This window comes from Bacteroides sp. 519, assembly GCF_010500955.1.
GTDB lineage: Bacteria > Bacteroidota > Bacteroidia > Bacteroidales > Bacteroidaceae > Bacteroides.
Window position 1 is genome coordinate 17,558 of sequence record NZ_QVMJ01000034.1, and the last position, 14,745, is coordinate 32,302.

Annotated in this window: 9 protein-coding genes; 1 reads left to right on the plus strand and 8 read right to left on the minus strand. The window is 39.5% G+C overall.

Features of this window, described 5'->3' with window-relative positions; translation table 11 throughout:
* Nucleotides 1-4 precede the first annotated feature (4 nt).
* From D0T85_RS19660 to D0T85_RS19690, 7 genes are all read right to left on the minus strand, one after another.
* Nucleotides 5-370 (minus strand): type II toxin-antitoxin system RelE/ParE family toxin, encoded by a 366-nt coding sequence (locus tag D0T85_RS19660; protein ID WP_163215218.1) that lies wholly within the window; start codon nt 368-370, stop codon nt 5-7.
* On the minus strand, nt 360-593 hold the full coding sequence (locus D0T85_RS19665) for a hypothetical protein (protein WP_163215206.1): 234 nt from the start codon (nt 591-593) through the stop codon (nt 360-362). The genes D0T85_RS19660 and D0T85_RS19665 overlap by 11 nt, the downstream gene beginning before the upstream one ends.
* A 134-nt stretch (nt 594-727) precedes the next feature.
* Nucleotides 728-2,155: a glycoside hydrolase family 71/99-like protein gene (locus D0T85_RS19670; protein ID WP_239060770.1), complete on the minus strand. Its 1,428-nt coding sequence runs from the start codon at nt 2,153-2,155 to the stop codon at nt 728-730.
* Between the two features lie 57 nt (nt 2,156-2,212).
* Nucleotides 2,213-2,935, minus strand: a complete 723-nt coding sequence (locus D0T85_RS19675) for a DUF3823 domain-containing protein (RefSeq protein WP_163215219.1) — start codon at nt 2,933-2,935, stop codon at nt 2,213-2,215.
* 132 nt (nt 2,936-3,067) lie between these two features.
* Complete coding sequence (locus D0T85_RS19680) at nt 3,068-5,053, minus strand: RagB/SusD family nutrient uptake outer membrane protein (RefSeq protein WP_163215220.1); 1,986 nt, start codon at nt 5,051-5,053, stop codon at nt 3,068-3,070.
* Nucleotides 5,054-5,061: 8 nt separating this feature from the next.
* A complete protein-coding gene (locus D0T85_RS19685) occupies nt 5,062-8,232 on the minus strand; it encodes a TonB-dependent receptor (protein ID WP_239060771.1) in 3,171 nt (1,056 codons plus the stop codon).
* A 146-nt stretch (nt 8,233-8,378) separates the two neighbouring features.
* On the minus strand, nt 8,379-10,091 hold the full coding sequence (locus tag D0T85_RS19690; protein ID WP_163215221.1) for a hypothetical protein: 1,713 nt from the start codon (nt 10,089-10,091) through the stop codon (nt 8,379-8,381).
* A 212-nt stretch (nt 10,092-10,303) separates the two neighbouring features.
* On the opposite strand from D0T85_RS19690, the gene D0T85_RS19695 reads away from it, so the two are divergent.
* Nucleotides 10,304-12,856, plus strand: coding sequence for a hypothetical protein (locus D0T85_RS19695; RefSeq protein ID WP_163215222.1), 2,553 nt, complete (start codon nt 10,304-10,306; stop codon nt 12,854-12,856).
* Between the two features lie 234 nt (nt 12,857-13,090).
* Here the strand turns inward: D0T85_RS19695 and D0T85_RS19700 are convergent, their stop codons facing one another.
* Nucleotides 13,091-14,269 carry a glycoside hydrolase family 71/99-like protein gene (locus tag D0T85_RS19700; protein ID WP_239060772.1) on the minus strand — a complete coding sequence of 393 codons (1,179 nt, stop codon included), beginning with the start codon at nt 14,267-14,269 and terminating at the stop codon, nt 13,091-13,093.
* Between the last annotated feature and the right edge of the window lie 476 nt (nt 14,270-14,745).

The following is a 14,745-nucleotide window of genomic DNA, read 5'->3' on the forward strand; positions in this document are numbered from 1 at the left end:
TTATTCAGACCTCGTCGGGACTTGGTTCTTCATTTAAATCGACTTCTTCTATCAATCGCTTTATTTCTTCAACACTGATACTTTCTTGTTCTGCTTTGTCGTAAATTGATAATAATGTGATGATTCCCTCCTCTTCACTAATAACAACAGTATAAGTAATAATACGAGCTCCATGACTTTTCCCTCGTGCTTTAGCAGTGATAGCCATACGTATTTTACGTACTCCACTTCCTAAGTCAACACCTTGATAAGGGTTTTCCTGCAGATCGCCAATAAAATGCAATAAATCACTTTTCAGAGTTTTATACTTTTTATAAAGTCTCTTAAACTGTTTATCAAAATCCGGTAGAGTTTGTATATTATAATTCATTGAGCAATTCTTCGATGGGCCGAGCCTTAAGTTTTCCTTGTTTCATTAATTTCAACTCGCATAAGCCCTGATGTATTGTTTCCAATGTTTCATCCTTAGCAGGTTTCTTTGCATCAATAATAATAGTAGTTACTCCTTTACGACTGGCACGTTTCATTGTTCGTGCTATATAAAGTAGTGTACGACCTTCTTCGGTATTCTCATCAAATGTTATAGTTGCCATAACTGTTTCTTCTTAATCTTTATTCATCATTTACAAAGATAATAAAGAATCATCAATTGGCAATTACTAATTGTCAATTTATCAAACGTGTAAACCAATACGTCAAAGAACTCTTTTATGTTGTATACCGTTTATTATCTTACCGGTAACGAACCCGATAACGGAATTTCTCCCCTTAGCATTTTCTTTCCCTGCCCGGTGAGCCACAGGTAATGATCGGATGGAAGATCATCCTCAATACCTCCAAACGTTACATTGTAATCGCTGGCAAGTGTATATTTAGCATCGTCGGTACCGGGTTTAGAAACAATTTTATAGTTACCATCTTTATATCGCACATAGTAAGCTACAGAAGATTCATTGCTTGGTACATCCTTCTTATTCAAACATTTAAAAAGAGCTGTACCTTCATCAATTTCATCGAACATAGCCATGTAAAGCATCTGAGCCCCCGACTTAATGCAATGATACATCTGATCCCAAAGGAACTGTCCGCCATAACGCTCATTTACTCCGTTTTCTGGATGCATATTACGGTCGGAAGAACCAGGGAAGCAAAGGGGTGCATATTCTACACCATTATCGTTACACCATTTTACATCGTTTGCTATCAGGTTGTGGAAATCAGAATAATTATTCTTTCCGTAACGGCCTACAAACCAAGGCATAATAACATCAGCAGCTTTTATAAGATCGTGTAGCTTAGCATCCGACAAAGCATCATTACGCCTTTCGCGCCAGTATGTAGGAACTCCCAACATTAAACTGTAGCCCATTTCTTTCAAGCCGTTCATGAGTGTTTCTACATCGGTAAGAGAGAATGGACGATTGTCATTAAAGCCTACTCCCCACAATACAATCAACGGTTTTTCATCCTGATACAGATAGAATTTCTGTTTGCTGCGGTCCTTCAACTGGTATGTATCCATAATATTCTTTGCATCAGCCAGTGTTTTGGTAAGTCGGTCCGGCTGAAAACCACCCAAATCGTACATCACGCATATTGCACGTTGATGGGTGTTGGATGCTTTCATTGCCGACTGAAGCACTTTGTCGAAATGTTCCTTTCCATCAGGGTTGTCAATTACTTCACCAACAAACCGCTGCATAAAGGCCCCATCGATACCATAATCTTTCATCCATTTGAAATGAAGCATTACTGTAGACTCATCGTAAGAACTGAAAACCGTAGGATTTCCTCCACCGGGAAGAGTGAATTTTTCAACCGGATATTTCTTTTCGTACTCGCTCATATCGGGCCAGAAATCAATTGAATTCCGAAGTACACCGGGTTCGAACATATCATTCTCGCGGTAGTGATACCACTTGGTGTTATTCTTTGTTGCATGCAAACAGCCATCATCGGGTGTGCCAAACCAACCCTGATAACCAGTCATTACCAGTCCACGGTAAGAGTTGAAAGGCTCTCCGTCTTTGTGTAACTCAAAATCGGGCTTGTTGTATTCATCCTCTTTGCCGGGCTCTTCCGGTTTTGTAGGTGGCTCAATTGCAGGTGGAATATCGTCATCACTGCCATCGCTACAAGCTACTGTGCAAGCCATAAGGCTGCACAGTATAAATAGAAAAATGTTTTTTAGTTTCATCATTACCTTTTTAAGTTACTGAGGCACCTCAATCATCTTTATTTCAGTGTAATTAAACTTTTCGTGAGTATCGCGTACCTTTGCACCCATACGAACAAAATAAATGTAACCGGGTTTTACTTTGGCTTTAGCAGTAAACTTAATGCTCTTACCATCTGCTTCCTTATCCAGTTTATCCCATGTTTTCATTATATTTACTTTGTGGTCGTTATTATTATATTGACCAATACAGTTGGCTGCACCACAGAACTGATTCAAACTCAAGTACGGACGTATTTCCATAATCTGGGGTAAACCTTCTTTCTTGGGAGCATCCAAACGACAAGTCATGAAAAGAGAATCTCCCACCAGTTCTGTAGTGAAGTCGAACAGCGTTAGGTAAGGAGTTACCTCAAAGTTCTCAACTGTTTTCTTACCAATACCTACACGAATAGTATCAGCAGGCCACCAAGCTCCTTCGGGAACAACATCGTATGTACCTTTAAATAGTTTGTTGTTATTAAATTCTCCGTCTTGCTTTACCGGAATATCCTGATGCGCCGGATTGAGACTAAAACTTTTTTCCCAGATACGTACACGGCATTCTCCCTGATCGGCCAGAATGTTCTTGCCTGTGGTTGAATCAATTATGCGTCCGGTAAAATGAGCATCCGGTGCGTCGAAGTTATCTATTCCCATGCACGAAGCCATTAAAAAAGCCGATGCACCAACAAACAGACTGTATATTAACTTTTTCATATAATTAGTAGTTAGTAGCTAGTAGTTACTAGCTAGTTTTATAATTAGTTTTAAATTTGTCAGCAGTAGTTAAATAGTAGTAATTAGTACCATATAGCTACTAACTACTGACTACTAACTACTAGCTACTGACTAATAACCATCATTACGAATAAGGTTTGGATTCTTACCTATTTCTCCACCGGGGATTTGTTCGTAATACCAACGTTTCTCAAAATTCACTTTGCGCCCTTCACGTTCTACTTCGTTCAGGAAGATGTATTTATCTTCATTTAAAACATAGTAAGGAAGGAGCGTATGTGTATAAGCGCCATTCTGGAACATTATATCGGCAACTCTCCAACGACGGATATCGTACAAGCGATGGTTTTCGTAACATAGCTCACGGGCACGTTCGTCGCGAATGTATTGCAGGTTTTCGTCGATAGGGAAACCATAGATGGGCGAACCTACATCTTCGGGATTCTCTACCATGTTGTGACGATTTGCTCCGGCACGGTCACGAATTTCGTTTACGTATTCAAAAGCTTCTGTTTTGAGAGCTTCGTCGTTCTTTGCCAATCCTAATTCATAAGCAGCTTCGGCCATGTTGCAAAGAATTTCGCCGTAACGGAATACTTTCCACGATTGGGTGCTACCATGAAGCACACGGGTGCCTGATGCAGCATTGAAGTTTACATACTTGCGAATGAATGCACCTGTACGGGTATATCCTTCGTCGCCAGTACCTTCGGCCAAACCATGATTTCCATTTACTTTTACCTTCTGACCATTTATTTCCTGATTTTCACCTGGTTTAGAAGCTCTTACCCGATACTCGTTGGTGTAATCGTTAACACTAGCTTGAGTGTCGGCAGTACCATCGCTTGCCAAACCCGGATATGCTTTGTACACACCACCCTGAATATCCAATTTCACACCAGAAGCTGTTTCGGTCATTCCGGGGAAGAAGAAAGTAGCACGGGCACGGGGTTCCATGACGTCGTTATCCCAAAGATCTTCTATTCTGTCGAAACGAACAGGTTTGCCATCTTCATCAATAATGGCAGGCATCTGATAGAGCCCCATCTGCTCCCATACAGGTTGCAAAGCACATCCTACACTGTTAGCTAATCCTTCGCCTATGGGTAATACCATAGTGTCCCAACTATGAAACAAACTAACATCCGGAATGGTACTTGACAATGCTCCATACTGTTTAATAAAGATATCTTCGTCTTCGTTATCGCCGATAAATACTTCGAGGTATGCCTTTTCTTTGTCGGCTCCAGTGTGCAGTTTATAACCTGCTTGTTTCAGGAACTTACCGGCTTCGTAAGAATACTGGAAGAATTCTTGTGCTTTGTCCGCGGGCATTCCCATAAGGCCTGCACTAACAGCGGGACCTTTGGTTCCTATATAACCACCATATTTAGCTATGGAACCGGCATATAACATTGCACGCGACATAAGAGCGGCGGCAGCATAGCGGTTGGCACGCCCCAATTCTTTTTTATCAGTGGAGGCATTTTCCATCGCAAATTTGAGGTCGCTGTAAATAAACTTCCAACAGTCGTACTCTGTATTGCGGGGTTGTTGTAACTCTTCGGTAGGTGCCTTTGGATCAAGTACTTTATCTACAATAGGTACACCACCATATCGTTTTACTATTCCGAAGTAGTAAAATGCACGCAAAAAGTAAGCCTCGCCCAAATGTGCGTTATATTCATCTTCTTTATAATATTCACGGTATTTAGGAAATGCTTCTATAAAGTAATTAATATCACGAATACGGTCGTAATTCCAATATCCCCAACCGTCTCCATAAGAAGGTTCACGTCCGGTAGCTTCGCCTGCTGCCGAAGCGGGACTTCCTTTCTGGGCTTCCCATTTATTACCTGTATGCCAGCCTCCCTGGTTTACGGTAGCAAAACCTTTGTTATCACCGTTTTGCTTGTAGTTAAAATCTTCAATGGGCATATCCTGATAAATCAGTGCAAAATATTTCTTTATACCATTATCGGATATAAACAAACCATTTTCATAAATAAGTCCTTTAGGTTCGAGATCCATGTCATAACATGAAGTTACCGTAAGGCTTAATGCAGCTGCCACAAATAAATATTTTATTGTTTTCATATTCCTCTTTAGAATTTAATTGTTGCGCCAATATTAAATGTACGGTTCACCGGGTAGTTATAGAACAGAATACCTTCGTCGGCGTTATTGTTGGCTCCTCCCTGACGTCCGGGACGTTCGGGGTCTATATTGTCTAATCCGGTAATAGTTAGCAGATTATAAGCATTCACATAAAAACGAAGATCTTGAATACCTACTTTGTGTACCCATATTTTGGGCAATGTATATCCCAGTTCAAGTGTTTTCAAACGTATGTAGGATGTATTCTGGATTCCTGTTGTTCCTTCGGTAAAACTATGCCCTGTAGCCGGATAAAGACCAGAGATCCATTGTGTATTGGGATTCCATGGGTCGTCGGTAACATTTACTGTATGCCAGCGGTCTTTATAAATATCGAGTACGGCACCCCCATTAAACGGAGCCACTTCGGCAAATACTTCACCATAAGAGTTATAAACTCCGGCAGCCCCCTGCCAGTTCATAGACAGGTCAATACCTTTCCAATCAGCACCCAGAGTAATACCATAATTAAATACAGGCATGTTAAAAGTAGCCACAGGATGCTTGTCGGCATCATTTACAATACCATCGCCGTTCCAATCCTGATACCAATAATCACCTGGTAGTGTACCTTGTCCTAAGTTAGCACCGGTTGTTCCATGATAACGTATCTGGTCGTAGTTACTGAAACGTCCTCCCTCTTTATAAGCAAACCAAATGTCTCGGTTACGGCCGGATACATCACGACGGTACCAGTTTTCCATTGAGTTTCCTGCCTGACCATCTAAACGGTAATCCCAACGATTCTTGGTAGCAGATATTTGTCCATTTACCCAATAGTTTACACCAGCTATTGTATTACGATGACCCAAACTTATTTCCCAACCAAATGTTTGGTCGCTGTTTATGTTTTCTTGTGGCATAGACGCACCTACAGTACCGGGGATAACCGCCGACGAAGTGGCCAAAAGCCCATCGCGCTTGCGTTTAAACACTTCGACTGTACCGGTTAATTTCTGATTCCAGAGATCGAAGTCTAACCCAAGGTTATATATTTTAGCTGTGTACCACGTAAGGTCAGGATTAGGAATAGCTGTTGCAGCAACACCAGTCATGTATTTACCATTGTAGAAATAACCAATCTTATCCTTATTTATTGAATACGCTACTGCTGTTTGTGGATAGGTAGAAGCGTCTGCATCGTCTCCCATTTCTCCATAAGAAGCACGTAGTTTCAGGTTACTAAGGTAAGGTATCAATTCTTTCATAAATGGTTCTTCACTGATACGCCATCCGGCAGATACCGAGGGGAAGAAACCCCAACGAGCACCTTTTGGGAAACTGGATGAACCATCGTAACGAAATGCAAAATCAACCATGTAGCGTCCTTTGTAATCGTAGTTTACTCTACCCAGAAACGCCTGACGGGTTTTCTCACCAGAACCTTCCATTGAGGCGAATTGTTTATCATCTTCACCATAAATCAGTTCATCGCCATCCAAAAGCATTACACGCTGTGCAAAGAAACTGTCCCAATTGCTATATTGTTCTTCGAACATGGCAAATGCGCTAATGTTATGATCGCCAAATTTGTTGGCATAGTTTAGCGATAGTTGCATTATGGTTCCGTAGCTCGGACTGGTTGAACGTCGTAAAGAAGGATCTTCGTTGCGTACCAGAGCATCTAATTCTCCGCTGGTGTTACGACTATACAAGCTATACATACGTTTTAGAGCTGTATTATTACTTGTGTTGTAATCGTAGCTATAAAATGCGCGTGCATTAAGGCCTTTTACTCCGGGAATATCGTATATAAGTGCCATTGATCCGTTAAAGTTTACTCGTTTTTCACGACGATAACCAGTAAAGCGACTATCGGTAGCAGCTACGGGGTTTTCGCTTTCCAACATCTCACTATCGTAACTCGGAAGTGAGTGGTCACCATCTATCCATGCACTTGAAGTAGGTTTATAAGTCCATGCCTTTTTATATACCGACCAAATATCGGTAAAGGGCTGGTTCTTTTCATCCATATAACCACTCATTTGTACACTAGCCTTCAAACGATTAGTAATTTTTGCATCTACATTGCTACGGAAGTTCCAACGATCGTAATTAAGAGAGCCACTGCGGTAAGAACCTTCTTGCTGAAGATAACCAAGGTTGAAGAAGTAGTTAATCTTCTCCGAACCACCATTCATGCTGATATTATATTGTTGTTGTGGTACATTGTCTTTAAAAAGCTCTTTGGTCCAGTTCGTACCTTGTTTAAGTCCAGTGCTGTATTCCAGCATCTGATCCCAGGTATATGGAGCAGTAGCACGAATGGGATAATTATCACCGAATCTGTTATGTAATTTTTCGTTTACCAGCAGCATGTGGTCTACAGCACTAGCGGTTTCGGGTACATACAAAAAACTTTGCCAGCCATAATTGGCAGAGAATGTAATATCCATCTTACCCCCAACTGTTTCTCCTTTCTTTGTGGTTACCAGAATTACACCATTAGCTGCACGAATACCATAAATAGAGGCGGAAGCATCTTTCAATACAGATACGTTTTCTATTTCGTTAGCATCCATACGCGAGAAATAGTCTTTATCACGTGGAATACCATCCACAACAATCAGAGGCTCGCCCATACCACGTATGTCTATCTTATTACTGTACTCACCCGGTTGTGAACTAGATTGGGTAATACGTACACCCGGTATTTTACCTGAGAGCATATTTACCACGTTTTCGTTCTTGGTAACAGTCATTTCTTTGTTGTTAATGGCCGAAACCGCACCAGTTAAGGTTGCTTTCTTTTGTGTTCCGTAACCTACCACTACAACTTCGTCCAATACTTTAGAGTCTTCTTTTAAAGTAATAGCTAAATTGGTAGAAGAAGCTGTTACCGTAGCATCTATATAACCAATAAAAGTAATAAGCAATTTATCACTGCTCGATGCTTCTATTGTAAACTGACCATCTAAACCTGTAATCGTTCCACGAGTTGTGTCGTTTACCCTTACACTGGCTCCGATAACCGGTTCGCCGGAAGTATCAGTCACTGTACCATGAACAGTTCTGTTTTGTGCATTCATCGGCAGAGCGATAAACATACACAAAAGAGCAATCATGACAGACTTCCATGTGTTTCTTCTTGTATTATTTATATTATATTGTTTCATCATTAGATTTTCTGTTCATTAAAAAAATCTTCATTAATCTGATAAGTTTCACACTCCTTCAGGAGTTAAAGAAGTTATCGCTTTGCTAGGAGTTAAAAGGAGTTATTGGCTGAAAAAGCTTTAACTCCTATAACTCCTCTGTTAATAACTTATTCTTTGGGTGCAGGCATTTTTGCACCTTCTGGAGCCAAACGACGGTTGAAGAAGTACAAACCGAACTGATCTCCTCCACCAATTTTCTTCACACCATACGCATATTCGTAGCAAGCCCCAATTCCTAAGCGAAGACCATAACCGGTATACGAAGCAGGAACTTTTATTTTGCCATCCTGAGTGATATCAAAACCCCAATCACGACCTTCATTCAACATAAATTGATTATTCATATCAACTCCTTGTGCTCCCCAGTGGTCATAACCATACCCCTCAGCACCAGAATATTCTTTGCCGTTTTCATCTTTATATTTACCATCGGTAGCTAATGCTTCGGGTACATAAATCGCAAATCCGCGGCAGAAGAAGTATATACCTTTAGAACCGGCCGCATATTCGCTACCCACACTGCCTAATGTTAGTTTCTCGCCATCATTCCAAAGTACATCACCCTCATCTTCCAGAGTCACAAGAGCGCTTCCCCACTTCTCAAAGAAATCGGTAGCACCGTGAATGATTGGGAAGAACTCTTCATAGTTAGCAATTGATTTCTGAATGTCAACTTCCTGAGCACCCAAATCTAATGAAAACTCACGTCCACCCCATTCAGCTTCCGGGCCAGCAGGAAGTGCATTTTCAAAATTCAAATCAGCCAGTTCGTCATTAATAATCACATAAATTTTAGCTTTTACTACACCACTAGCAGTAATATTCACCAAGAATCCTGCACGTTCTTCATTGCTGTTAAAGCTTGTTCCTGGCCGGTCACTGAATGCCCAGCTACCATCTTTCTTTAAACTTGTACTAAGAAGATCCCATTTTTCTTGAGCATCACCACCCGGCTGTTGACCTTTACGTGCTACTGTAAATTCTGCATTTTCAGGAAGTGTAGTAAATAAATCTTTAAAGTTGGTTACTTTAAGAAGAGCAGCACCATTTATTGTTATTTCGCTGAAACCTTCTGCAAGTGCTTTGTAATTGTATTCCGACTTAACTTCAAAACCACCAATTTCTTCGGGTACCTCTACCGAGAAATCATCGGATACTTTCACTGTGAAGTAGTTAGAACTGATAGCAGTTCCGTTAATATTCATCAGAATAGAAACAGCATAGCTTTTTCCGGGTTCTACAGTTTCAATTGCTTTAACCGGTACAGCCAACAAATCGCCATCAAGTGTTACATCACCGTTTATTTCAAACAAATCACTTCCGGCACGGGTTTTAAGTTCGTGAGCTTCGGCAATGTCGAATGTAGCATTCTTCAAAGCATCTTCGCTAACTACAGGTGTAGCCAACAATTTTATTGTAGCACCTGCGTTACCTATATAAACAATACCATCTGCATATTCCGGACTATAAACCAACGAACTCACAGCACCACCTTTAGGTAGTTCATAACGGGTACCATCTACTGTGATAACCATTTTATCTCCTTCATCGGTTACAGTTATATTTGCTCCGCCTCCGGCAATTGTTATCTTTTGTCCGTCGCTCAACTCCAGTGTCCATACCCCATTTATTTGTGTAGCTTTTGTTATTGATGCACCAGTAGTAAGTGCTTTAGATAATTGCTCTTTGAGTTCAGCGATTTTACCTTCAACCACAGTTAGTCTTGATTTCAACTCATCATCATAACTACATGATGTATATGTTCCAGCTGAAAAAATCATTGCTCCACATAAGAGCGCATTCATAAATTGTTTTTTCATAATAATAAATAAATTAGTGAATTGTTTTAGCGCAAAGAAAGCACTATTCACTTAATAAAACACTTTCACCGGAGTTAATATCGAATTAAAATCCAATTAAAATGGTAAAGATTTGAGCATTTTTTAAAAACATTTTCGATTGCTGGATTACATAAAAGTAAATCTATTATCTTTGTAATATGAGTACCAATTTATAACTCTTCTATAGCCATATGAAAATACGATTACTGCTCCTCATATTATTACTACCTGTTATTATAAATGCTACTAAACCGGACTATGGCTTATATATAAAATCATATCCGCTTAAAACATCCGAGCTGTCTAATCTGGTTCTGGAAAACGGTAATCCGATTTTATTGAATGGAGATATAGTACTGAGTTTTGATATTTATATAAGAAACGACAATGTATTTGGAAACATATTACGGCTACTTACCGAAAAGAACGAAAACATTGATTTGTTAATTACTGTGGGGGTCGACGATAAACGGTTTCCTGTTTTTGTTGTGAACGAATCAGTATATCCCATTAAACAGGAGGTGGTACGCGAACAATGGATTCCGGTAAGTATTACTTTATCTCCTAAAAACAATGTGATTAAACTGGTGTATGGCAAGGAAGAAATAACCATTCAATACCCTATATCAAAATCGAAAAATTTTAAAACAGCTTTTGGGCTTTGCTTGTTTGATGGAAAAATGCTCGAAAATGTTGCATCATTCAATCTTAAAGATATCCGAATATCTAAAAACAATACCCCACTCAGATACTGGAAACTGGAAAAACATTATCACGAAGTATGTTACGACAGCATAGCCAATGTTCCGGCAATTGCTTTGAATCCATATTGGCTGATTGACGACCATGTTACTTGGAACAAAGTATTCCACACAACAATATCCGGTTCGCCTTCGGTTGCCTTCAACCCTAAAGAAGATGAATTTTATATTGTCAACAATTCAAAAGAAATCATTGCTTTTAATACCCAAACCAATAAGGAAAAAGTAATTCAGGTTAAAGATGGGCTATATGCAGCTAACTCGCCTAACCAACTTATATACATTCCGGAAAGAAACACACTCCTTTCTTATAATATGGACGAAGATATTTATTCTTTCTTTTCGTTCGAAAACCAAACATGGAGTAATCATACCCCAAACACCAAAGAACATAGTTATTGGAATAATAGTGTATTTTTTAATCAGGAAGATATGTCTATCATCTCTTTTGGAGGATATGGATTCTACAAGTACAACAATGATCTGGTTAAAATATATCCATTTGGAAATAAAGCCGGAAACAAAGTTCAACTAACAGATATTTCACCACGCTACAGTTCGGGAACTACTCTTATTGACAACACCTTATATATATTTGGTGGACGAGGTAACAAATCGGGAAGGCAAGAACTGTTTCCTAAGAACTTCTACGATTTTTATGCTGTTAATTTACAAACCAACCAAATAAACAAGCTTTGGGATATTGAAAGTGTTGAAGGAGGCGATTTTATTCCTTCGGAAAACCTTATTTACGATCCCGAAAAGAATTGCTTTTACATGTTTACTATTCAGGCGGGTGGTACATTAATGAAGATAACAACCAACACTCCGGGCTTTGAACTAATGTCGCTACCCATTGAAATGGATATTGAGGCACAGTTTCTTTACTCCAATCTATATTACTCGCCTTCACAAAAAAAGCTATTTGTTTTTGTAAACCTAACAGATGTAAACAACAATGCAAAAATCAGCATTTATTCTATCAATTATCCGCCTGTTGCTATCAACGAACTGTTGCAAACTGTGCCCGTAGCCAGTAAAAGCAATTCATTGTTACCTTTTATAATTGCTATTGTTGTTTTCATTGTTGCTTTTGCTGGTATTTATTGGAGTAAAAAACACAAAAAGAGAAAAAAAGAACCTGTTACTGTTTACGAAGAAGAGGTTACCACCGAAGTTATAGAGGTAAAAACCAAGAAAGAAAAAGAAGAAACAATTTTGGTGCCAAGCTACGACTTTACCAAATCGTGTATTTGTTTTTTAGGTGGTTTTCATGTTAGAGATAAAAATGGTGAGGATATCACTTCCATATTCACCCCTACCCTGAAAGCGTTATTAATTCTGTTGGTTTTATATACCGAAGAAAACAAAAGGGGGATTCTGGGAAAGAAAATGCTACAACTGTTGTGGAGTGATAAGAACGAAAGTTCGGCCCGTAATAACCGTAATGTGTACTTAAGCAAATTAAGAACACTGCTCGAAAAGGTGGGTAACATTGATATTATTACCGAAGGTGGTTTCTGGAGTATTCAAACCGACGAGAGTGTTTTATGTGATTACACTGAAGCAATGCTTTATCTGAAAAAGATTAAAGAAGATAAGATGGTTGATGAGGATGAGTATAATAAGCTACTGGAACTATTGCTGCGAGGAACTTTATTGCCCAATACAGAGATTGACTGGATTGACAGATTCAAGAGCGATTTCTCAAATCTTACCATCGATACGCTGAGTGATTTGCTGATAAGTCAAGAAAATCTAAGTGCAAATCTTAAATTCAGAATAGCAGAAACGCTATTTCAACACGACTTTATCAATGAGGATGCACTGCACATTAAGTGTAAGATATTGAGTGAGTCGGGTAAGATGGGGCTAGCTAAGACTTTCTATGATAATTATTGCCGAGAATATTATAACCTACTGGGAACTAAATATAAATACTCGCTGGCAGAGGTTATTAATGGAAATAATTCGGAACGATAATCCTATCCAATACGTGTTAATTAAGTTGGACTACACAATAGCACCATTGACAATCAACGCATTACAGTACCACGCATTTTAAAACACTGAGACAAAAGTACCACGGTTTTTTTAGGCATGAGAAAAAAGTACCACGCCTGTGGTACAAAAGTATCACAAGCGTGGCACTTTTGTATCACAAGCGTGGTACTTTTGTATCACAGGCGTGGCACTTTTACACTTTTACACACAGGCTCATTTCCTCTCCGGCTGTTTCTTTGATAACGGTATTTCTTTGCGAAGCATTTTACCCGATTGCCCTACCAGCCACAGATAATGATCGGATTGTAGTTCTTCATCAATAGGCACAAATACACTCTTGCCAACAGGAACCTTTTTGGCACATTTAAAGATGGCGGTACCCTCATCTATTTCATCGAACATAGCCACATACAACATTTCTGCACCGGCAGCTAAAGCACCATGCAACTGTTTCCAAAGGAAGTTACCTTTATTACGGTCTATCTGCGTAGAATTTATTCCTTTCATGTTTTTCCAAGTGAACCCAGGGAAGGCAAGTGGTGCGTAATCTACTTTATTTGCTTTAGCCCACTTTATATCTTCGCAGATAGACTTATGATGCCTGTTGTAACCACTTTCGTTATACCGTCCTACAAACCAAGGCATTATAATATCACATTTGCGAATAAGATCATGCAATTCAGGGTAAGGTTCTGTATCTCCTTTCAGGGTTCGCCAGTTGGTGGGCACGCCAAGCATTACGCTATAACCGCGATTAATTAATCCGTCAATAATTATTTTTGCTTCTTTTAATCCGTAACGACGGTTATCGTTGAAACCTACTCCCCATACTACAACAAGGGGTTTACCATTATGATATAAATAGGACGGATTTTTATTGCGATCTTTTAAGGTATGGTCATTACTTACCTCATTTATATCGTTCAGTAATACCTGTTCATCGCCAGAACGCATACCACTTAAATCGTACATTACACAAATGGCCCGTTCGTATTGATTGGCCGCTCTCATGGCCGAAGTTAATACTTTATTGAAGTGTTTCTTTCCACTGATACTTTTTATTTCGCCCACAAAACGTTGCATAAAAACGCCATCCAGTCCATACTCTTTCATCCACCGGAAATGGGTGTTTACTGTAGATTCATCGTGAGAACTAAATGTATAGGCAGGGGTACCATCGGCAAACTTAAACTCAGTTTGGTAGGTTTTCTCATATTCGGACACATCGGGCCACATATCTATAGAACAGGAACCATCGCGAAAGCCATTGTGCCCATTGTAATGATACCATCCACGGTTGGCTCCGTCATCAGGGGTATTGAACCACCCCTGATAACCTGCCATAACCAAACCTTTGTATGAATCATACTGTTTACGGCCTGATTGAGCCATAACACCTATTGAAAAAAATAAAAACGTTGTGAGTAAAACACTCCTTATCATTCTAACCATCTTTACCTTATATCTTTAGTTTATCACTGCTGATTTTTAAGGCAAAGAAAACTGGGAATGATTAATAAAAGAGATAATAAAGAATTAATTGGGAATTAAAATGAAGGAAAAAGGGGGGAAATGGAGTTTTTTATCAATGTAGGTATGTCAAAACTCCAATCGGTCTTTGAATTAGTTACTGTTTGTAAGCAAGGGCTGTAAGCCCGTTCGATTTAGCCCAGGGTTTTAATCCAGTCATGTTCGGAAGATTTTTCTACGGGCTGTAAGCCCGACTCAATAATTAAACTGCCCTTATCAGGGCGCTAGAGCGTGGTTATTGTTATTACCCCAGGCGTTGCCCAGTCATGTTCGGAAGATTTGTATATTTCCCTTTATTGCTTATTTGGGGTTATCCAAATTTTATCCTTTCAGAACTA

Coding starts and splice junctions, on each gene's coding strand:
- D0T85_RS19665 (WP_163215206.1), bottom strand. CDS start 593: ATGGCAACTATAACATTTGATGAGAATACCGAAGAAGGTCGTACACTA.
- D0T85_RS19695 (WP_163215222.1), top strand. CDS start 10,304: ATGAAAATACGATTACTGCTCCTCATATTATTACTACCTGTTATTATA.
- D0T85_RS19690 (WP_163215221.1), bottom strand. CDS start 10,091: ATGAAAAAACAATTTATGAATGCGCTCTTATGTGGAGCAATGATTTTT.
- D0T85_RS19670 (WP_239060770.1), bottom strand. CDS start 2,155: ATGGCTTGCACAGTAGCTTGTAGCGATGGCAGTGATGACGATATTCCA.
- D0T85_RS19685 (WP_239060771.1), bottom strand. CDS start 8,232: ATGATGAAACAATATAATATAAATAATACAAGAAGAAACACATGGAAG.
- D0T85_RS19700 (WP_239060772.1), bottom strand. CDS start 14,269: ATGGCTCAATCAGGCCGTAAACAGTATGATTCATACAAAGGTTTGGTT.
- D0T85_RS19680 (WP_163215220.1), bottom strand. CDS start 5,053: ATGAAAACAATAAAATATTTATTTGTGGCAGCTGCATTAAGCCTTACG.
- D0T85_RS19675 (WP_163215219.1), bottom strand. CDS start 2,935: ATGAAAAAGTTAATATACAGTCTGTTTGTTGGTGCATCGGCTTTTTTA.
- D0T85_RS19660 (WP_163215218.1), bottom strand. CDS start 370: ATGAATTATAATATACAAACTCTACCGGATTTTGATAAACAGTTTAAG.